General features: G+C 70.2%; 15 protein-coding genes. 11 read left to right on the top strand and 4 right to left on the bottom strand.

Translation table 11 applies throughout. The features are described from left to right. Positions 1 to 184 precede the first annotated feature (184 nt). Entirely contained in the window at positions 185 to 3,280 is a 3,096-nt protein-coding gene (locus AC1VNM_RS25975) for a ligand-binding sensor domain-containing diguanylate cyclase (protein ID WP_483108825.1), read from the bottom strand. Positions 3,281 to 3,433: 153 nt separating this feature from the next. Continuing rightward, positions 3,434 to 5,062 (bottom strand): RNA repair transcriptional activator RtcR, encoded by a 1,629-nt coding sequence (gene rtcR / locus AC1VNM_RS25970; RefSeq protein WP_483108824.1) that lies wholly within the window; start codon positions 5,060 to 5,062, stop codon positions 3,434 to 3,436. Between the two features lie 267 nt (positions 5,063 to 5,329). Between rtcR and AC1VNM_RS25965 the strand changes: the two genes are divergently transcribed. From AC1VNM_RS25965 to AC1VNM_RS25945, 5 genes are all read left to right on the top strand, one after another. Beyond that, on the top strand, positions 5,330 to 6,916 hold the full coding sequence (locus AC1VNM_RS25965; protein WP_483108823.1) for a vWA domain-containing protein: 1,587 nt from the start codon (positions 5,330 to 5,332) through the stop codon (positions 6,914 to 6,916). Between the two features lie 368 nt (positions 6,917 to 7,284). Then, a complete protein-coding gene (locus AC1VNM_RS25960) occupies positions 7,285 to 8,499 on the top strand; it encodes an RtcB family protein (RefSeq protein ID WP_483108822.1) in 1,215 nt (404 codons plus the stop codon). A gap of 119 nt (positions 8,500 to 8,618) precedes the next feature. Next, the gene (locus tag AC1VNM_RS25955) at positions 8,619 to 9,950 is read left to right on the top strand and encodes a hypothetical protein (protein ID WP_483108821.1); all 1,332 of its coding nucleotides are present in this window, start codon (positions 8,619 to 8,621) and stop codon (positions 9,948 to 9,950) included. 173 nt (positions 9,951 to 10,123) lie between these two features. Continuing rightward, positions 10,124 to 11,179 carry an RNA 3'-terminal phosphate cyclase gene (rtcA, locus tag AC1VNM_RS25950; protein WP_483109333.1) on the top strand — a complete coding sequence of 352 codons (1,056 nt, stop codon included), beginning with the start codon at positions 10,124 to 10,126 and terminating at the stop codon, positions 11,177 to 11,179. 140 nt (positions 11,180 to 11,319) lie between these two features. Next, positions 11,320 to 12,297, top strand: a complete 978-nt coding sequence (locus AC1VNM_RS25945) for an aldo/keto reductase (protein ID WP_483108820.1) — start codon at positions 11,320 to 11,322, stop codon at positions 12,295 to 12,297. Positions 12,298 to 12,446: 149 nt separating this feature from the next. On the opposite strand, the gene AC1VNM_RS25940 is transcribed toward AC1VNM_RS25945, so the two are convergent. Both AC1VNM_RS25940 and AC1VNM_RS25935 read right to left on the bottom strand, forming a co-directional pair. Continuing rightward, positions 12,447 to 13,502: an NAD(P)H-dependent flavin oxidoreductase gene (locus AC1VNM_RS25940; protein WP_377157737.1), complete on the bottom strand. Its 1,056-nt coding sequence runs from the start codon at positions 13,500 to 13,502 to the stop codon at positions 12,447 to 12,449. Positions 13,503 to 13,644: 142 nt separating this feature from the next. After that, positions 13,645 to 13,860, bottom strand: a complete 216-nt coding sequence (locus AC1VNM_RS25935) for a hypothetical protein (protein WP_377157739.1) — start codon at positions 13,858 to 13,860, stop codon at positions 13,645 to 13,647. Between the two features lie 286 nt (positions 13,861 to 14,146). On the opposite strand from AC1VNM_RS25935, the gene AC1VNM_RS25930 reads away from it, so the two are divergent. The 6 genes from AC1VNM_RS25930 (at position 14,147) to AC1VNM_RS25905 (ending at position 21,472) form a co-directional block, all read left to right on the top strand. After that, on the top strand, positions 14,147 to 14,599 hold the full coding sequence (locus tag AC1VNM_RS25930; protein ID WP_377157740.1) for a hypothetical protein: 453 nt from the start codon (positions 14,147 to 14,149) through the stop codon (positions 14,597 to 14,599). Between the two features lie 69 nt (positions 14,600 to 14,668). Beyond that, positions 14,669 to 17,206, top strand: coding sequence for a hybrid sensor histidine kinase/response regulator (locus AC1VNM_RS25925; RefSeq protein WP_483108819.1), 2,538 nt, complete (start codon positions 14,669 to 14,671; stop codon positions 17,204 to 17,206). 29 nt (positions 17,207 to 17,235) lie between these two features. Then, on the top strand, positions 17,236 to 17,619 hold the full coding sequence (gloA2, locus tag AC1VNM_RS25920; RefSeq protein WP_483108818.1) for an SMU1112c/YaeR family gloxylase I-like metalloprotein: 384 nt from the start codon (positions 17,236 to 17,238) through the stop codon (positions 17,617 to 17,619). 81 nt (positions 17,620 to 17,700) lie between these two features. After that, on the top strand, positions 17,701 to 18,054 hold the full coding sequence (locus tag AC1VNM_RS25915; protein ID WP_483108817.1) for a DUF805 domain-containing protein: 354 nt from the start codon (positions 17,701 to 17,703) through the stop codon (positions 18,052 to 18,054). 2 nt (positions 18,055 to 18,056) lie between these two features. Beyond that, positions 18,057 to 20,312, top strand: coding sequence for an FAD-binding protein (locus AC1VNM_RS25910; protein WP_483108816.1), 2,256 nt, complete (start codon positions 18,057 to 18,059; stop codon positions 20,310 to 20,312). Continuing rightward, positions 20,309 to 21,472, top strand: a complete 1,164-nt coding sequence (locus AC1VNM_RS25905; RefSeq protein ID WP_483108815.1) for a hypothetical protein — start codon at positions 20,309 to 20,311, stop codon at positions 21,470 to 21,472. Before AC1VNM_RS25910 ends, AC1VNM_RS25905 begins: the two co-directional genes overlap by 4 nt. The last annotated feature ends 13 nt before the right edge of the window (positions 21,473 to 21,485 follow it).

The raw sequence follows: 21,485 nt of genomic DNA, 5'->3' as shown, positions 1-21,485 counted from the left end.
GCGCTCGGACGCGGGTGTCGCGGAGCCCGTGTTGTACACCTCCGCCCGCTTCACGGGAATGAAATCCTTGCGAGCGTCCCTGCTCGTCCCGGAGCCGGGCATGCCGGCCCCCCGGGAGCAAATTCCGAGCGGCGAGGAGGAGATTGAGCGGACGGGGGGGCCGGCATGCCCGGCGACCGCTCGGTCAACGCACCTGATTGCGGCCTTCGCGCTTGGCGACGTAAAGCGCCTCGTCGGCCTGCGAGATGAGGCTTTCCAGCGTGCACTCGTCGCTGGGGATGCAGGCAGCCACGCCCAGGCTGATGGTCACCACAGGACCGACCGGCGAGTTCGGATGCGGCATCGCGAGCGACTCGATGCCGGAACGGACGGACTCCGCCACCTTGAGCGCGGCGTCGCGGTCGGCGCCGGGCAGCAGCACGACGAATTCCTCGCCGCCGTAGCGGGCCGCCAGATCGCCGGCGCGCCCGATCGACGCGCCCAGCACCGCGCCCACGGCGCCCAGGCACTCGTCGCCCTTCAGGTGGCCCATCTGGTCGTTGTAGCGCTTGAACGCGTCGACGTCGGCGATCACCAGCGCCAGCGAGCTGCCGGTGCGACGCGCGCGGCGCCACTCCTCGTCGGCCGCCTCGTTGAAGCGCCGGCGGTTGGGCAGGCCCGTCACCGCGTCGAGGAAGGAGAGCTGCTTCAGATGCTCGTTGGCCTGCCGGAGTTCCTCCGTCCGCTGGGCCACCAGGCGTTCCATCTCGATGTGGCGGGCGCGCAGCTGGCGCATCCGGAACATCACGGCGCCGGCGAAGAACCCGATCGCCCCGACGGCAACGAGCAGGTGGAACCAGCCGGTCTCATGGAAGCGCGGCCGCACGGTGACCGGCAGCGGCGTGTCCGATTCGCGCCAGCGCTGACCGTCACCGGACACCGCCAGGCGCAGCTTGTACTGCCCGTGGGACAGCGCGGGGAAGGTCAGCTCGCGGTCGTTGCCGACATCGGTCCAGCCGCGCGACAGCCCCTCCATCCAGAAGCGGAAGCGCACGCGATCGGCCTCGCGCAGCGTCGACGCGGCCAGGCTGACCGACAGCGCCACCGGCCCCGGCGGGAGCGCCAGCGGCTGGCCGTCGAGCGCGAGCGTTTCGCCGTCGACCTTGATCTGCTCGATGCGCACCGTCGGCGGCTCGCCGCCGCCGGGCAGGCGCTCGGGATCGACCACCACCAGGCCCGCCGACGACGGCAGCCAGACGCGGCCGCGGGCGTCGACGGCACCGGCCGCCTGCAGGTTGCCGGCGAAGCTGGTGGCGCGCAGCGTGTCGCCCGGCCCGAAGCCGACCGAGCGCACCTGCTTGAGCCGGCCCTCGAGAAAGGCGTCGAGGTCGTCGCGGGCGACGCGGTAGAAGCCGCGGTTGCAGGTGATCCAGAAATGCCCCGCGCGGTCTTCGAGGAAGACCTGCGACAGTCCGTCCCACAGCCCGTCCGCCGGCTTGATCGCGCCGATGCGGCCGTCCTTCAGGCGGTTGATGCCTTCGCCGTTCGTGCCGATCCAGAGTTCGCCGCGCGCGTCCTCCTTGAGCGCCATGATCCAGTCGGACAGCAGGCCGTCGGCCGTCGTGAACTGGCGCGCCTGGCCGTCGCGCCAGCGCACCAGCCCCTGGCCGGTGGTGCCGAACCAGAGCGTGCCCGCGCGGTCCTGCAGGATCGCCGCGACGCCTTCCTTGGGCAGGCCGGGCGCGGTGACGACGTCGAAGCCGTGGCCGTTGAAACGCGCCAGCGCCGAGCGCGTGCCGACCCACAGCGTGCCGGCGCGATCCTCGAAGATCGAGCGCACCTCGATGCCGGGCAAGCCACTGTCGGCGCCGAAGGTGTCGATGTGGCCATCGGGCCGACGGCGCGCGATGCCGGCGGTGTAGGTGCCGATCCAGAGGGTGCCGTCGCGCGCCTCGTGCAGCGTCGAGACCTCGTCGGTCGGCAGGCCGTCGGCCTGGCGCACCGTCGTGATGCGGCCGTCCTTCATCCGGTTGAGTCCGCCGCCGGAGGTCGCGGCCCAGACCGCGCCGTCGCGCGCGGCAAGCACCGAGCGGACGTTGTCATGGCTGAGGCCCTCGGGCGTGCCGAGCACGGTGAAGGCGCGGTTGCGCAGCCGGTTCAGGCCGTCGACCCAGGTGCCCACCCAGATGCTTCCTTCGCGGTCGGCCATCAGCGACCAGATCTGGCCGCCGGCCAGGCCGCTGCCCGGACCGCTGCCGCTGGAGATCGTGCTGAAGCGCCCCTCGCGGAAACGGCTGACGCCCGCGCCCCAGCTGCCGACCCACAGGTCGCCGCGGGCGTCGCGGGCCAGCGCGGTCAGGTGATCGCTGGGCAGGCCGTCGGCGGTCGTGTAGACGCGCATCGCCGATGGGTCGAGACCCGGCATGCGCACGAGTCCGCCGCCCGCCGTCGCCGCCCAGATGCCGCCAGCCGGATCGGCGATCACGAAGCGCACCTGCGCATGCGGGAAACCGGCCGCCGGATCGAAGACCTTGAACTTGCCGTCCGGTGTCATCGCGAACAGGCCGGCACCGGTGGTGCCGATCCAGAGCGTGCCGGCCGTGTCGAACACGGCGCTGCGCAGCCGCGCGGCGGGCAGTCCGTCCGCCGCGCCGAAGACCTTGACCGCGCCGTCCTGCCAGCGGACCAGTCCGCCGTCGCCGGCCGCCCAGATCGCTCCGGTCTTGTCCTCGACCAGCGACCAGATCCGGCGGCCGCCCGCCTGCGCCTTGGTGACGGCCGGCGAGAAGCGGCCGTGCTCATAGACGGTCACGCCGTTGGGATGGCCGATCCACAGCCGGCCGCGCCGATCCTCCAGCAGCGCGAACACCGGCTGCGAAGCAACGTCGGGCGCCCGCGCGGCGTCGAAGCTCACGAACCGCTTGCCGTCGAAGCGCGCCAGGCCGCCACCGGTGCCGATCCACAAGCCGCCGTCGCGGGACTGGAGCAGCGCCTGGACGGTGTTGAGCGGCAGCCCTTGTTCGGTCTGCCAGAGATCGATCTTGTACTGGCTGACGGCACGGACCGGATCGGACAGGTCGCCGATGGCGCTGAGGTCGGGCACCGGCGCGGACGCTGCCGTCCTTGCCGCTGCCGCTGCCGCTGCCGCCGCGGCGTTGGATGCGGCCCGTACAGCCGGCGCCGCCTTCGTCACCACGGGCGCTGATGCGGTTGCCGGCGCCGCGGTCGCCGCCATGCCCCCCGGTGCCGCCGTCGCCACGCAGAACGCGGCGAGCAGCCACGCCGCCCCGCGAAGACGCATCGGCATCCCGGGCAAGGGATCGTCGGAGGAGAGGGAGGGCGACCGGTCGAAAGTCATAGGCGAGGACGGCGATTGTGACCGGTCCTGAAGCAGCATCCGGGCTGCCGTACGGGAGACGGGGGCGGATCGCATGAAGGCGCGTCGGGTCATCGATCACCGCGCCGCGGCGATGCGGTCCCAGGACAAGCCGAACTTCAGCAGGTACTTGCGCAAGCGGTCGGCGTCGTTGACGACGCTGCGCGCCTGCCGGCTGGCATGGAAGAGCTGCCGTCCTGCCTCCGACAGGGACGACGCCGCCGCGCACACACGCAGCACGGCCGCGAGCTGGAGGCGATCGAAAAGGTCCATCGCCTCCAGGGCCGGCGCGTCGAGGAGCGCCGCGAGCAGCGACTCGCCCACCCCCTCGCCGGCGCCCGCGTTGCCCGGGCCGGCGGTCTCGCGTTCCCACAGCCACTCGAGCCGCGCGATCTCGGCCTCGACCAGCGGCAGGCCGATGCGACCGCCCTCCGCCAGCGTCACCAGCCGCATCACCGAGGCCGACAGGTCGCGGAAGTTGCCGCTCCACGGCGCCCGCGGCGATTGCGCGAAGCCGAGGTAACGCGCCTTCGCCTCGGCGTTGAAGCGCACCGCGCGGCCGCTTTCGCGCCCGACCTGCTGCACCAGGTGATCGACGTTGGGCTCGATGTCCTCGGGCCGGTCGCGCAGCCCGGGCAGGCTGTAGGTCCAGAGGTTGATCCGCGCGAACAGGTCGTCGCGGAAGCGCCCCGCGGCGACCTCGGCGCGCAGATCGCGGTTGGTGCCGACGATCAGCTGGAAGTCGCTGGCGACCTCGCGGTCCGCGCCCACGGGCAGGAAGCGCTTCTCTTCGATCGCCTTCAGCAGCATGGCCTGCTCGTCCAGGCCCAGTTCGCCGATCTCGTCCAGGAACAGCAAGCCGCCGTCGGCGGTGCGCAGCAGACCGGCCCGATCGGCCATCGCGCCGGTGAACGAGCCCTTCTTGTGCCCGAACAGCGTCGACGCCGCGCCGTCGCCGCGCAGCGTCGCGCAGTTGACCTCGACGAAGGCGCCTGCCAGCTGGTGGCGCGTCTGCTTCAGCTCGTACATGCGGCGCGCGAGGAAGGACTTGCCCGCGCCGGTCGGCCCGGCCAGCAGGATGGGCGCGCGGGAGTGCACGGCCACGCGCTCGATCTCCTCGATCAGCGCGTTGAAGCGGCGGTTGCGCGTGGCGATGCCGCTCTTCAGGAAGGCGACCGCGTCGTGCTGCTCGGCCCGGAAGCGTTGCGCGATGCCGTCGTAGCGCGACAGGTCCAGGTCGATCAGCGTCATCGAGCCCGGGTCGCCCGCGCGCTGCTTGCGCGGCGGGGAGGTCTGCAGCAGCACGCCCGGGATGAAGCGCGCCTCCACCATCAGGAACATGCAGATCTGCGCGACGTGCGTGCCGGTGGTGATGTGCGCCCAGTACTGCTCGTGCGCGGGATCGAAGCGGTAGCCGCGCACCCAGTCGTAGAGCGTCGCGTAGACCTCGCCGAAGTCCCACGGATCCTCGTGCGGCATCGGGACGAGGTGGACCTCGGTCTCCGGCGAGACCGTGGCGATGTCGGTCCGCAGCAGCTGCGCCAGGGTCAGGTGTTGCGGTGCATGGAACAGCTCCAGCCGATGCACGACCACGTCCGGCTGCGACACCAGCGAGATCGTCGGCCGCCACTTCTCCCAACGGCCGGCGCCCAGGCCGCCGTCCAGCTGCGATCCGAGGTAGCCGATCACCACGTTCTTCTTCGACATGGGGCCGCAGTTTATCCGCAGCGCCCGCGCCATCTATCTTTTTCGCTAGTTATCTAGCCAATCATCCAGTCCCGGCAAGGACGCCGGATGAATGGAGGGGGCGAACTTCCAGGTTGGAAAAGAATTTTTCCCTTGTGAATCAACGGGTTGATCGACTGCAGACGAGACCAGGCAAGACCTGGCACGGGCGTTGCAATGAAGAGATCAAGACAACACGGCGAAGCAGCAGAACGGCAACGCCGAACAACATCCGACAGGGAGGACCACATGGTCAACACGCAACTCTTCAAGACGACGCCCGGCAAGCTGGCGCCTGCCGCGGACGCGGTGAACCAGTCCAGCGCCCGTGCCTACGGCTACAAGACCCGGCACCACCTGGCGCAGCTGGCGGCCACCGGCTGCATGACGTCGACCTTCCACGCCGACGCGTCATCCCAGCTGGAGGACGCATTGGCGCTGGCACAGGACGTCGACACCGCCTTCCTGGCCAAGACTGCGGTCTACGCCCGTCAGGCCGGCCACATGAAGGACATGCCGGCGCTGCTGGCGGCCGTGTTGGCGCAACGCGACATCGCGCTGCTGCAGCCCGTGTTCGGCCGCGTGATCGACAACGGCAAGATGCTGCGCAACTTCGTGCAGATCCTGCGATCGGGTCAGACCGGCCGCAAGTCGCTGGGATCGCGCCCGAAGAAGCTGGTCCAGCAATGGCTGGTGACCGCGAGCGAACAGCGCCTGCTGCAGGCGTCCATCGGGAACGAGCCGACGCTGGCCGACGTGGTCCGCATGGTCCACCCGAAGCCGGCGGAAGCCTGGCGCGCGGCGTGGTTCGCGTGGCTGATCGGCCGTCCGTACGATGAAGCGGCGCTGCCGCCCGCGACCTTGGCTTACGAGCGCTTCAAGCGCGCGCTGCTGTCCGGCACGACGGCGGGCGCGACGGCGGACGATCTGCCGCCGGTGCCCTTCCAGATGCTGACGGCGCTGCCGCTGAACGACTCGCACTGGGCGCGCATCGCGGCGCAAGGCTCGTGGCAGATGGTGCGCCAGAACCTGAACGCGTTCGCACGCCATGGCGTGTTCGACCAGCCCGGCATGACCGCGCAACTGGCGGCGCTGCTGCGCGATCCGCAGGCCGTCGCCTCGGCTCGCGTGCTGCCATACCAGCTGATGACGGCGTTCAACGCGGCGTCGGACGTACCGGCGGAGATCCGTGACGCGCTGCAGGACGCGATGGACGCCGCGCTGGTCAACGTGCCGGCGATCGAGGGCCGCGTCGTGGTCTGCCCGGACGTGTCGGGGTCGATGTCCTCGTCGGTGACCGGCTGGCGCGGTTCGGCGACCTCGGCGGTGCGATGCATCGACGTGGCCGCCCTGGTGGCTGCGGCGCTGGTCCGCAAGAACCCGCGTTGCCGCGTGATGCCGTTCGAGCAGCGCGTCGTGCCGGTCAAGCTGAATCCCCGCGATTCGGTGATGACCAACGCGGCGAAGCTGGCGGCGGTCGGCGGTGGCGGGACCTCGGTCAGCGCGCCGCTGCGTCTGCTCAACGAGGAACGCGCACAGGTGGATCTGGTCGTGATCGTGTCCGACAACGAGTCATGGATCGACGCGCGCCGTCACGGCGCGACCGAGACCATGACACAGTGGGAGGCGATCAAGGTCCGATGCCCGACGGCGAAGCTGGTGTGCATCGACATCCAGCCCGGCGCCTCGACGCAGGCGGTGGAGCGCAAGGACGTGATGAACGTCGGCGGCTTCTCGGATGCGGTGTTCCGCATGGTCGGCGATTTCGCCGCCGGCGCGACCGAGGTCGGCCACTGGGTCCGCGAGATCGAGCGCGTGGCGCTGGAGCCGCAGTGAATGATTGAATGAAGACTGTCGACGGCACCGGATGCGGTTGCCGCGGCGAGCGATGAATGCCGGTGGAACTACAGCATTGTCACTGCCCAGGTCGCGGGTTCGAATCCCGCCGGCCTCCCCCGGGAGGCCGTAGCTCAGCGGTAGAGCAGGAACACGTTTCACCACCCCTTGTCATCGCTCACCGCGGCAACTGCCCGGTCGAGTCCCAGCACCCTGTTTTTGCGATGAATGCTGGCAGGACTACAGGTAGAGCACCCGTCCCCTCGGGGACGCGGACGTCGCGGGTCCGAATCCCGCCCGGCGCAAGCCGGTAGCTCAGGAAACGTCTTGCCGATCCCTTGTCATCGCGCTTTTGAATGGAACGAGTCATGAAGCACTACAACGAGATGGAAGTCGCCGGCGGCGTGCCGGTGAAGATGTGGACGCAGGGCGTGCCCGTCGAGGACGAAGCCCGCAAGCAGCTGATGAATGCGGCGAAGCTGCCGGTCGTGTTCAAGCACATCGCGGCGATGCCCGACGTGCACCTGGGCATCGGCGCGACGGTGGGCTCGGTGATCCCGACGCTGAAGGCGATCATCCCGGCTGCGGTCGGCGTCGACATCGGCTGCGGGATGATGGCGTGCAAGACCACGCTGCGCGCCGAGGACCTGCCGGACAACCTGGGCCCGCTGCGTTCCGCGATCGAGGCCGCCGTGCCGCACGGCCGCACGCCCAAGGGCCGCGACGTCGGCGCGTGGGAGAACCCGCCCGAGATGGTCGACGCGGCCTGGGCGGAACTCCAGCCCGACTTCGCCGAGATCTGCCGCGACTACCCGAAGCTGAAGAACACCAACAACCACAAGCACCTGGGCACGCTCGGGACGGGCAACCACTTCATCGAGGTCTGCCTGGATGAAGTGGGTTTCGTGTGGTTCATGCTGCACTCGGGTTCGCGCGGCGTGGGCAACGCGATCGGCACCATGTTCATCGAACTGGCGAAGAAGGACGCGATGCAGCACCAGGCCAACCTGCCCGACGCGAACCTCGCCTATTTCGAGGAAGGCGCGAAGTACTTCGGCGACTACGTCCGCGCGGTGGGCTGGGCGCAGAAGTTCGCGGAGACCAACCGCGAGGTGATGATGCGCCGCGTGATCGGGGCCGCCAAGAAGGTGATCGGCAAGAAGTTCGAGAGCCACATCGAGGCGGTCAACTGCCACCACAACTACGTGCAGAAGGAGACCCATTTCGGCCAGGACGTGTTCGTGACCCGCAAGGGCGCGGTGAGCGCGAAGAAGGGCCAGATGGGGATCATCCCCGGCAGCATGGGCGCGCGCAGCTACATCGTGCGCGGCAAGGGCAACCCGGAGAGCTTCGAGAGCTGCTCGCACGGGGCAGGACGCACGATGAGCCGCACGGAAGCCAAGCGCCGCTTCACGCTGACGGACCAGCGCGCCGCGACCGAAGGCGTCGAGTGCCGCAAGGACAAGGACGTCATCGACGAGATCCCGATGGCCTACAAGGACATCGACGCGGTCATGGCGGCCCAGCAGGACCTGGTGGAGGTGGTGCACACGCTCAAGCAGGTGGTGTGCGTGAAGGGATGAGGCACGCGAGACCGGCCTGATGGTCGGCGAGGGACGGCGCGCGCTTCCGGGCGCGCGCCCGTTCAAGGGAGAGAACAATGGACTGGAAGAGTTGGTATGTGACGATGAGGGGCGCCCCCGTGTCAGCCTGGACTGCGGCCCAGTGGACGACCCACCTCGAGTCGCCCAGCGGCTACGAGCGCGAGGAAGCGATCCAGGCGCTGATGCGGCTGCGCGTCCACGCGACGCTGCCGACGCTGCTGCGCCGGATCAACGACTGGGTGCCGCAGGTGCGCGAAGCCGCGCGCGTCGCGGTGAGGGCATTCCTGGTTGAAGAAGCCATTCCCGCGTGGTCGCAGGCCATGCCGGTGATGATCGACCTGCTGCGCGGCCGTCGTGCCGATCACGGTCCGTTGCTGGAGGAGATCGCCGCGTTCCTGACCGATCCGGCGCGACTGCCGGTGCTCGCGGCGGCGCAACCGCACATGCATCCTCTGGTCCGGCGCTGGCTGGACCTGGGGGAGTGGCGCGTGGCCTCCGAAGCGCAACGCGCTGCGATGCTGTCGGCACGACTCGGCGGGGCGGACATCGTGACTGCGCGCTGGGCGTTGGAGCGGGTCGAGGAACTCGTCAGCACCACGGCGCGTCCGGCGCTCTGGCTCACAGGCTGCGGCCACGTGGCCGGCCCGGTGCGCGCGCACGCGCTGCGCCGGCTCTGCGAGGCCGCGCCCGAAGCCGGCACGGCGATGGCGCTGCAACTGGCACTCGACCCGCGCGCCGGCGTTCGCGAAGTCGCCCTCGCGCAGCTGCGCAAGGCGCAACTGACGGACCCGATCCGCCAGCGGGCGCAATTGCAGCTGGAAACGCCGGCCAGTGCGCCTCATCACGGCGTGCCCGCGCTGCTGTTTCTCGCCCAGATCGACCCCGCGGACGCGACGGCACGTTGCGCGCGCTTGGTGGCGATGCGCGGCAATGAACGCCCTCGTGCCGCCCTGCGCGCGGTCGCGCTGCAGCACCTGATCGCCGGAAGCGACGGCGACACCCAGCAGCATTGGCTGAGGCAGGCGATCGGCGACGCTTCCAGCCGGGCGCAACGCGTGGCGGCGAACGCGGTGTCGCTCGGCGCCAGTCCGCCGACGCCACGGGAGCTCTGGCCGCTGGTGTTCGAACACCGGGACGTGGGCGCCCTCCGGCGCGGGCTGCGCGTGCTCGAATACTGGGGCGTCTGGACGCAGTTGCATGAACTGCTGGGACTGGCCCGGTTGCCACTGCCGGAAGGGGGCGAAGAGGAACTCGTTGCCGCCTTGAGTCGATGGGAGGTCAGCACTCGCCGCGGCGTGACGGCGCCCGGCGACCCGCAGGCCTCGCAGCTGCGAGACCTGTGGCGAACCGGGGCTGTCAACCTGCCGGCGGCGATCCGGGCCCGACTCAGGTATGCGTTGACCGTCAGCGGCCTCCTGTCCGCGGACTGAAGGCGCCATCGCGAAGCAGCAGACCGGTCGGCACACCGACACACGGACTGACTGGGCGACAGACCCGGCGTCCGACATGACAACAAGCGCGAGAACACGCGCGACAACGACAGAGAGGCGCGCCCCTCGCATGGATTGCGGGGGCGCGAGAGAAGATGAAGACCACGGAGAAGATGATCGAGCTCGACGGCTCGCACGGCGAAGGCGGCGGGCAGATCCTGCGCACGGCGCTGGCGCTGGCCATGTGCACGGGCACGCCGCTGCGCATCGAGCGCATCCGCGCGAAGCGCCCCAAGCCGGGGCTGATGCGCCAGCACCTGACCTGCGTGCTCGCCGCGCAGGAGGTATGCGGTGCGACGGTGGTGGGTGCGGAACTCGGCTCGCAGACGCTGGAGTTCCGTCCCGGCCAGGTGCACGCCGGTGACTACCGGTTCGCGGTGGGCACGGCCGGCAGCTGCACGCTGGTGCTGCAGACCGTGCTGCCGCCGCTGATGCTGGCGGACGCGCCCAGCCGCCTGCACCTGTCCGGCGGCACGCACAACCCGATGGCGCCGCCCTTCCATTTCCTGCAGCGCAGCTTCGCGCCGCTGATGCGTCGCGCAGGGGCGAAGCTGGACCTGACGCTGCGCCGTCACGGCTTCTATCCTGCCGGCGGCGGCGAGATCGAGGCCGTGATCACGCCGGCCGACGGCGGCCTGCGCCCGTTCGACCTGCTCGAGCGCGGCGATCCTGTGGAGGCGTTCGCGGAAGCGGTGGCGCCGGCGCTGCCGCGCGGCGTGGCCGAGCGCGAACTCGAGGCCCTCGAACGCCTGACCAACTGGGACACGCATCAACTGCGCATCGGCACGGCACGTCAGAACGAAGGCCCCGGGAACGCGTTGATGACGACGCTCGCGTACGAGCACCTGACCGAGGTGTTCATCGCCTTCGGCGAGCGCGGGCTGTCGGCGGAAGAAGTCGCACGGAAGGTCTTCACGGAGATGCGCGCCTATGAGGTCTCCGCCGGCGCGGCGGGCCCGCACCTGGCGGATCAGCTGGCGCTGCCGCTCGCGCTGGCGGTGGCCGGTTCAGGCCGCCCGGCCGCGTACACGTGCACCGAGTTGACGGAACACAGCCGCACCAACTTCGGCGTCATCGGGCGGTTCCTGGACGTGCGCTTCGACGCGCACCTGGAGGTCTCGCGGGCCGGCAACGCGTGGCGTGTCGACATCCTGCCCGGCGCGGCGTGACCGCTGGGCAGCCGGGCTTGATCGCGCGATGAGTTCACGATGAAACCACCATGAAACGCGGCGCCCGCGCGCCGCGTCACAATCCCGCACCGCGCGCCCTTCGGGGCGCGTTCCCCATTCCAGAACGCGCACGCACCGCCATGAGCCACGCCCTTCCGCTGCAGCAGCACCTCCCGACCGCCAGCCCACTCGCCTATGGCTGCATGGGCCTGGGCGGCCACTGGGACGACTCCCCGTGGACCGACGCCCATGTCGACCATGCGCAGGCGGCCGTCGAGGCCGCGCTCGACATCGGCGTGACGCTGTTCGACCACGCCGACATCTACACCCGCGGCAAGGCCGAGTCGGTCTTCGGCGAACTGTTCCGCCGCCAGCCCTCGCTGCGCGACCGCATCGTGCTGCAGAGCAAGTGCGGCATCCGCTTCGCCGACGACCAGGGCCCAGGCCGCTACGACCTGTCCAGCGGCTACATCGTCGAGGCGGTCGAGGCCAGCCTGAAGCGTCTCGGGACCGAGCGGCTGGACATCCTGCTGCTGCATCGCCCGGATCCGCTGATGCAGCCCGAGGAGATCGCCGAGGCCTTCCAGCGCCTGCGCGCGGCGGGCAAGGTGGGCCACTTCGGCGTGTCCAACATGAACGTGGGCCAGATGGCGTGGCTCGGCCACGCGCTGGATCAGCCGCTGGTCGTGAACCAGCTGGAACTCGGCCTCGGCCACCTGGAACCGCTGGACGCCGGTACCTGCTTCAACGACCGCCAGGCCGCAGTCCGTCCCGGCGCGCTGGCCTGGACCGGCACGCTGGAACACTGCCAGCAGCACGGCATCCAGCTCCAGGCCTGGGCCGCGCTGGCCCGCGGCCGCTTCAGCGGCGAGACCGCGCAGGACCCCGCCGATGAGGCCGCGCGCGCGCTCGTCCACAAGCTGGCGCAGCAGCACGGCGTCAGCACGGAAGGCATCCTGCTCGCGTGGCTGATGAAGCATCCGGCGCGCATCCAGCCCGTCATCGGATCGGCCAACCCCGATCGCATCCGCGCCTGCGGCGATGCGCTCCGTGTTCAGCTCAGCCGCAATGAGTGGTACGCGCTGTACGTGGCAGCGCGTGGGGCACCGTTGCCTTGACTGCCTAGGCCGGGGCGTTGGCCGCGAGGTCGCAGGGCCTTGGCGGCAAGCGCCAAAACCCTGCGACCTCCCGTCCCCAACCAGTACCGTCCTTCAACGGTTTGGCGACCGAGGACTTCGAGGGAGCGGCGGCTGAGCGTCGCTGAGCGTCAGAACGCAGCGCTGAGCTCGGCCACGAGCGCGGCCGCGCCGATCTCACGCACCGCGGCAAAGTTCTGACCCGACCACAGCGGCGAGAAGTCGCCGCTGCCCTGCGCTTCGGCCTTCGCCCGCAACGGCGCAATGCTGGAGGTCGCCAGCGGGAATTGCGGGGCCGCGTCGTTCAGCGGACCGACCTCGCGCATGTAGCGGTTCACGATGCCGCGCGCCGGACGACCGGTGAAGAGATTCGTCACCGCCGTGTGGTGATTCGCCGGATCGCGCAGCGCCGCCCGATGCGGCGCGCTCGTCGTCGCTTCCTCGCACAGCAGGAAGGCCGTGCCCAGTTGCACCGCCGACGCGCCCAGCGCCAGCGCCGCACGGATGCCGCGCACGTCCGCAATGCCCCCGGCCGCGATGACCGGCACCTTCACCGCACGCACGATCTGCGGCAGCAGTGCCATGGTGCCGGGCTGGCGCGTCAGGTCGTCGCTGAGGAAATGGCCCCGATGTCCGCCCGCTTCCCAGCCTTGGGCAATCACACCGTCGGCGCCGTGTTCGTCCAGCCAGCGGGCCTCGTCGACCGTGGTCGCACTGCCCAGCACGAGGCTGCCCCAGCCCTTCACGCGGGCGATGAGCTCCGGCGACGGCAGTCCGAAATGGAAACTCACGACCGGCGGCTTGAACGGCTCGACGAGGTCGGCGATCTCCGCGGTGAAGGGGGCGCGTCCGGGGCCGGCCTTGATCTGCGCCGGGTCGATGCCGAACTCGGCGTAGTACGGGCCGAGGCGGTCACGCCAGCGGGCCTCGCGGACCTCGTCGGGCGTCGGCGATGTATGGGCGAAGAAGTTGACGTTGAACGGCTTGTCCGTGCCGTCGCGCAGCGCCTGCAGCTCTTTCTGGAGCGCCTCCGGCGTCAGCATCGCCGCGGGCAGTGAGCCCAGCCCGCCCGCGTTGCTCACCGCGAGCGCGAGCCGCGCATCCTGCACGCCGGCCATCGGCGCCTGGATCAGCGGTAGCCGGGTGCCGAGGAAGAACGGAGCGAAGGGCGCACTGGAGGTAGGCATGGCGACAGATCCTGGACTCGACAAGACGAGCCGTGATGATCGCGCAAGGCCAAAGGCCCTGTCAGGACCGATCCATCTCGAAGGGCGGAATGCGACGGCCGTCGTCCTGCGCCGTGGCGCCCGCCAGCGATCCCGCGGCGGATTACTTGCAGCTGAAGCTCTTGGCGTTGACTTCCTTGACGTTGCCGGCGCCACAGGTGGTGGTGGCCTGCTCGCTCATCTTGCGGACGTCTTCCATGCGCTGGGTGGTGGCCTCGGCGGTGTTGGGCGCGATCACGCAGCCGGTGGACAGGACGGCGGCGGCACCGCCGAGCAGCAGCGCCATCAGACGGACGGCGGGGATGGAGCGGATGGTCATGATGAAGTTCCCTCGAAGGTTGATGTCGAGGCGGAGTCTAGGCAGCCGCGCCTGCGCCGGACGCCTCTCCGACAGACCGCGCTCCCGCCGGGACGAAGTGCACGACGGCGCGACACGCCGGGGAACCGGTGCGGTCCACCGGCGACCCATCGTCATGCGACCGATGTCCCCAGGATCAGTGGCCGTGCGCATCGCGCCCGGATATCCCCATTCACACGCGCTTGACGTAGCCCGGCTACGCTTCATGTCTCGTCCTGCGGTCCAGCAGGACGATCCAGGAGTTGCCGTGACTGACCTTCGATCGATCCAGCGCCCTGCGACCGCGGTGCGCGCCGCGATCGCCGCGGTCCTGTGCGCCCTGCTGGGCGCCTGCGTGTCGGATTCCACCGGCCGCAAGCCGGAAATGACTGCTTACGAAACCACCCAGCACGACCGCTGCGTCGCCCTGCTGCGCCCGATGCTGCACGGCCAGCCGGTGCGCTCGACGGCGGTCGAACGTGGCCCCCAAGGCCTGGACTACGTCTGGGTGAACGCCGAGGTCCATGACGACGAGGACGACCTGGACCGCCGCCTGGCCAAGGGCACGAGCTTCGGCGGCCATTGCCAGTTCGAGGCCGGCGGACAGGGCGTGCACCTGCATGTCTATGCGCTGGACGACGACGCCGCGCCGATGCCGGCGGGCGATTACCGCTTCGTGGCCGGCCCGCGCGATGTGGTCGTGAGCGCCGGCAGGCACTGACGGCCCCCCACGCGGCCGGCATCGCGGTTCGGCGGATACTTCCCCCTCCCTCGACTCGCGGGAGCATCCTTGGCTGCCCCCTCCGACCCGCCCGTTTCCGCCGATCTCCCCGCGTTGCCGCCCTTCCTGTCCGGTGGCGGCACGGTCGCGCCCTTGATCGCCGCCTTCGATTGGGGCAAGACCGCACTGGGGCCGCTGGACACCTGGCCCGATCACGTCCGCCATGCGACGGCGCTGATGCTGCGCTCGCGCACGCCGATCGTGATGCTCTGGGGCGAACCCGGCGTGATGATCTACAACGATGCCTACGGCGTGTTCGCCGGCGCGCGGCATCCCCAATTGCTCGGCAGCAACGTGCGCGAGGGCTGGCCCGAGGTGGCCGATTTCAACGACCACGTCATGCGCGTCGGCCTGGCCGGCGGCACGCTGAACTACGAGGACCAGGAACTCGTCCTGCATCGCCACGGTCGCGCGGAGAGCGCCTGGATGAACCTGGACTACTCGCCGCTGCTGGATGACGAGGGGCGGCCGGCCGGGGTGATGGCGATCGTCGTCGAGACCACGGGCAAGGTGATGGCCGAGCGCCGCGTCCACGGCGAGCGCCAGCGGCTGGCCCAGCTTTTCGAGCAGGCGCCGAGCTTCATGGCCGTGCTGGCCGGTCCCGAGCATCGGTTCGAGAGCATCAACCCGGCCTACCAGCGGCTGATCGGCGACCGCGAGGTGATCGGCCGCAGCGTCGCGGAGGCGCTCCCCGACGCGGCCGCGCAGGGCTACGTGACGCTGCTGGACGCGGTCTACGCCACCGGCCGCGCCTACACGGCGCAAAGCGCGCTGTTCACCGCCGATACGCCCGATGGTCAGACACGCGAGCACTTCCTGGATTTCGTCTACCAGCCGATCCGCGATGAGCGCGGCGCGGTCACGCACATCTTCGTCGAAGGCTTCGACGTCACCGCGCGCCTGCGCGGCGAGCAGCGCGGCGCGGCGCTCGCCGGGCTGAGCGAACGGCTGCGCGAGGTCGGATCGCCGGCCGACATCGGCTTCGCCTCGGCGCAGATGCTGGGGATGATGCTGACCGCGTCGCGGGCCGGGTACTGCACCGTCGATCACGAGACGGAGACCGTCCGCATCGAACGCGACTGGCGGCGCGGCGGCTTCGACAGCCTGGCCGGCCTGCGCCGCTTCCGCGACTACGGCAGCTTCGTGGAGCAGCTCAAGCGCGACGAGGTCGTCGAGATCGCCGACGTCCACGACGATCCGCGCACGCGCGACCATCGCGCGTCGTTCGACGCCATGCGGGTGCGATCCATCGTGAACGTCCCGGTGCTGGAACAGGGCAGGCTCGTGGCGCTGCTCTTCGTGCATGACGAGGCGCCGCGCGCCTGGAGCGCCGACGACGTGTCGCTGATCCGCGAGGTGGCCAACCGCACGCGCGTCGCGGTGGAGCGCGCGCGCAGCCAGGCGATCGCGCAGGACCGCGAGGAGCGGCTGCTGCGCTCGGACCGGCGCAAGGACGAGTTCCTCGCGACGCTGGCGCATGAGCTGCGCAACCCGCTGGCGCCGATCCGCAACGCGGTGCACCTGCTCGAGGCGGCCGACCGCGAGGGCCGCTTCACCGGCATCCGCGAGCTGCTCGAACGCCAGGTCAATCACATGGTGCGGCTGGTCGACGATCTGCTGGAGGTCTCGCGCATCAGCCGCGGACTGATCACGCTGCGGCACGAGCCGGTGAGCCTGGGCGCCGTGATCGACGCGGCGGTCGAGAGCAGCCGCCCGCTGATCGACCGCGAGGGACATCGCCTGACCCTGCGCTTCGACGGTCCGCCGCCGTGGGTGCAAGGCGACCTGGTGCGGCTCACGCAGCTGCTGGTGAACCTGCTGAACAACGCGGCGCGCTACACCGACCACGGCGGTCGCATCGACGTGCATGTCGCGCGCGACGGCGCCGACGCCGTCCTGACCGTCACGGACAACGGCATCGGCATCGCGCCGGAACAACTGCCGCAGCTGTTCGAGCTGTTCTCGCAGCTGGATCGCTCGCACAGCCGATCGCAGGGCGGGCTCGGCATCGGGCTGAGCCTGTCGCAGACGCTCGCGCGCCTGCACGGCGGCCAGTTGACCGCGACGAGCGACGGCCCGGGACAGGGCAGCAGTTTCCAGTTGCGGCTGCCGGAGATCCCCGCCGCGGCGGCGGGCGCTCCGGCGGCGTCGGACAGCGATGCGCCGCTGACCGCCAGGCTGCTGCTGGTCGACGACAACCGCGACGCCGCCGACACCACCGCGGAACTGCTGCGGCTGATGGGCGCGGAGGTGGCGGTCGCGTACGACGGCGCGTCGGCGCTGAAGGCCGTCCGCGCGCTGCGACCCGACGCGGTCCTGCTGGACATCGGCATGCCCGACATGGACGGTCACGAGGTGGCGCGCCGGCTGCGCGCGATGGGCGAGGACATCGGCCATCCGCGTCTGATCGCGTTGACCGGCTGGGGACAGGAACAGGACCGCGAGAAGACACGCGAGGCCGGCTTCGACGACCACATGGTCAAGCCGGTCGACGTCGACGTCCTGAAGGCGGCCCTGAGGGCCGCGCAGCGGCCGACGATGAACTGAATGGATTGAATCGACGGGACGGACCGACCATGCTGCTGCGCATCCACCACGCCGCGATCATCTGCGCCGACTACGAGCGCTCGCGACGTTTCTACACCGAGGTCCTGGGCCTGCGCGTGATCGCGGAGACCTACCGCGAGGCGCGGCGCTCGTACAAGCTGGACCTCGCGCTGCCGGACGGCGCGCAGATCGAGCTCTTCAGCTTTCCCGACGCACCGGCGCGGCCCTCGTACCCGGAGGCGCAGGGACTGCGCCACCTGGCCTTCGAGGTCGACGACGTCGAGCAAGGCAAGCGCGACCTCGAGGCCAAGGGCATCGTCGTCGAGCCGGTGCGCGTCGACGAGCTGACGGGCCGGCGTTTCACCTTCTTCGCCGATCCCGACGGGTTGCCGCTGGAGCTCTACGAGCGCTGACGCCCCCCTCACCCGGGCGGGTGTGCGCGGGTCGGGACGGCGCCCGGGCTGCGGCATGATGCGCGCCTGGGAGGAATGGCCATGCCATCGACACACGCGGCCTGGAGGGAGCTCTCGACGGCCGGCACGCTCACGCGGGGCGGATTCTGGCTGCGCCACGGCACGCTGGTGCCGCTCGCGCTGTGGATCGCGATCGCGGTCGCGGACACGCCGCTCGGATGGGTCGCCGCACTCGCGACGACCGTCCTGCTGATCTCGATCTGGGGGCGGCGCCTGCACGACCGCGGGCGCTCCGCCTGGTGGCTGCTGCTCGCGGCCCTGCCGGTGCTCGGGCCGCTGGTCCTGTGCGTCGAATGCGGCCTGCGCCGCTCCGTCCCCGAGGGCCGCCGCTTCGATGCGCAGCGTCCCGCCGATTACCTCACCGTCGCCCCTTGAGCATGTCTTCCCATCACATCGTCAATGACGTGACCGGATTGAATCCGGTGCGTGTCATGGCCATCGTCGCGCCGGAGTCCGTCGAGGACGTGCAGGAAGCGCTGCGGCGCACCACCGGTCCGGTGTCCGTCGGCGGCGGCCGCTTCAGCATGGGCGGCCAGACGGCCAGTCCGGGCAGCCTGCACATCGACATGCGGTCCATGAACCGCGTGGTCGCGTTCTCGCCGACGGCGCGCACGATCCGCGTCCAGGCCGGCACACGCTGGTGCGACATCCAACGCTTCATCGACCCGCACGGACTGTCGGTGAAGATCATGCAGACCTACGCCAACTTCACCGTCGGCGGCGCGCTCAGCGTCAACTGCCACGGACGGTATGTCGGCCTCGGTCCGCTGGTGCTGTCGGTACGCGCGATCCGCGTCGCGCTCCACGACGGCAGCGTCGTCGAGGCCACGCGCGAGTCCCACGCGGACATCTTCCGCGGCGCCATCGGCGGCTACGGGGCGCTGGGCGTGATCGTGGAGGTTGAACTCGACCTCGACACCAACCAGAAGGTGGAGCGCCACGACGCGGTCATGCCGCTGGCGGACTACTGGAGCTACTTCAAGGACCAGGTGCGCGGCAACCCGGCCGCGGTGTTCCACAACGCGGACCTCTACGGCCCCCACTACCGCACGCTGCGCGCGGTCACCTGGAAGGAGACCGACAAGCCGGCCACCGTCCCCGACCGCCTGCAGCCGCTGCGGCGCGCCTATCCGCTGCACCGCTACTTCCTGTGGTCCATGTCGGAGACCCCCTTCGGCAAGGAACGCCGCGAGAAGCTGATCGATCCGCTGCTCTACCTGCGCGGCAAGGTGCACTGGCGCAATTACGAGGCCGGCTACGACGTGGCCGAGCTGGAGCCCCCGACGCGGATGCACCGCACCTATGTGCTGCAGGAGTACTTCGTGCCGGTGGAGCGGCTGACGGACTTCGTGCCGAAGATGGCCGAGATCCTGCGGCGCCACCGGGTGAACGCGCTCAACATCTCGATCCGGCATGCGATGCCGGATCCGGACACCTTGCTGGCCTGGGCGCCGACGGAGACCTTCGCCTTCGTGCTGTATCACAAGCAGCGCACCCGCGAGAACGCGCGCCGCCGCGTCGCCGTGTGGACGCGCGAGCTGATCGACGCGGTCCTGTCGGTGGGCGGGGCCTACTACCTGCCCTACCAGCCACACGCGACGCACGAGCAGTTCCACCGCGCCTATCCCGGCGCGCGCGAGCTCTTCGCGCTGAAGCAACGCCTGGACCCGCAGCATCGTTTCACCAACGCGCTGTGGGACAAGTACTGCCCGGGCGCGTCGTGCATGTCGGATGCTGCGCAGGCACCGCCCAGCTCGCCCGCTTCGGGCGCCGAAGGCAGCACCGAGTTCCACCGCGTGTTCGGCGACACGCGCCTGTCGGACGCTTTCTACCTGTTCCTGCAGAACGTCTTCCACACCGCGCCGGAGGATCGCTTCCACCACCTGATCGCGGACGCTGTCGCGCGTCATGCCGATGAGGAAAGCATCTACCGCGACATCCAGCGCCGCCTGCCGTCGATCAAGCCCGCGGCGGCGGAACTGCGCTACGCGCTGCCGGCGCTGTTCAAGCAGAAGGCGGAGATGACGCGGCAGACGCTGGCGGTGCTGACGGAGCGCGAGTTCGACGGTTACCTGGAGATCGGTTCCAAGGCGCGTTATCACGCCGGGCTGGCGAGGGCGCTGCGACTGCGCGGCGAGCTCGTGTTCGTCGAAGAGAAACCTCAGGGCCTCTCGCCCGTCGACATCGTCGAGCGCGGCCGGATCGCGCGGCCCGGGCGGCACGTCACGCTCGACGACTACGCGCCGCTGTCCGACGCCATCGCCTCCGGCAGCATCGGCCTGGTGACCTGCTACATCGGGTTGCATCACATGACGCCGGAGACGCTCGGCCCCTTCCTGCGGTCGGTTCATCGCGTGATGCGCCCCGGCGGCGCGTTCATCGTGCGCGATCACGACGTGCGGGATCCCGACCTCGGCGCACTGGTGTCGCTGGCTCACACGGTCTTCAACGCAGGTCTGGGCGAGACCTGGGAAAGCAACGTCGCCGAGCGTCGTCACTTCGCCTCGGGCCAGGACTGGGTGGATCGCCTGCGCGACGCCGGGTTCGAGGACAGCGGCCATCGCGTGTTGCAAGCCAACGACCCGACGATGAACACGTTGTTCTGCTTCATCAAGCCGGCGGAGGTCGCATGAACACACGGTCGACACGACACTCGCCATCGCCCTCAAGCGCGCGCGGCTGGTTCACCGGAGCCCGGGTCACCCTGTCGATGCTGGCCATCGGGATCACGGTGGCCTTCGGCGGAGCCGGCATCGTCGGCGCCGCCGAGCCGATGGCGCCCCGTGCGTCGCAGATCGCCGCGGCCGTGCCGGAGACGCCGGTCGAGGATCGACGGACGCCCGACCAGACCTTCCTCACCTTCCCCGAGTGGTACCTGGTGCACAGCCCGGCGGAGTACGCCGCGTGGCTGCACCGCAGCGATGCGCCGAGCCGTTTCCCGCTGTTCGCGCACATCGGGCAGTTCTGGCAGTCGTACGGCGCGATCAATCGCGAGATCGAGCGCTATCCGTTCAACGGCGGCTACCACCTGATGGTGATGGTCATCGGCGTCAGCACGACGGTCGAGTACGCGCTCAAGGGCGCCTACGAGCGCACCATCGGCCGCATCGCCGAGGGCTTGCGCGGCACGGGCGGTCCGGTGGACGAGGAGCGTTTCGCGGCGCGGTACGCGCAGGACTACGTCGACTTCATCCGCATCGACCCCTGGTACAAGTTCGACTTCGCCTCGCAGCTGAAGGCGCTGTGGCGCGACGTGCCGATGACCGGTCCGAACATGGCGCGCAAATGGGAGCGCCGTTATCTGCTCACGACCGAGCTGCTCGTCAAGGAAGGGTATGCGCGACTGATCAAGCTGGGCACGCAGACGATCTACGACGCGCCGAAACCGGTGACCGCCGTGTGGCTGAGCCACGCGCCCGACGATGCAGCCGAGCGCGCCGCGCATCCGGACTTCATCGTCCCGCCGATGTCGGCGCCCCCGTCCTCCTCGGCGCTGGGACCGATCTACGCGACGATCCCGCGCTACGAGGGCTTCACCACCTACAGCCGATGGCTCGCCCGGCAGGACGTCGACTTCCTCAGCGTCGCCGGCAACACCGGCGAGATCGTGGTCAGCGAACTGGTCCCGCAGGCCTGGCGGCCGACCGGCACGCGGCTGCTCTTCGAGCAGCCCATCCTCACGCGACCGGGCACCAAACGCGCGGTCGTCGCGATGCCGATCGCGCGTCTCGCCGACGAGCTCAGGCGGGCCGACCGAGCCGGCGACGACATCGAGCACATCTACGACTTCTGACGCCTCCGACGGT

Source organism: Mitsuaria sp. MSU3D, assembly GCF_056867975.1.
The sequence above is the reverse complement of the archived record's forward strand: the minus strand, read 5'-3'. Positions and strand labels throughout refer to the sequence as shown.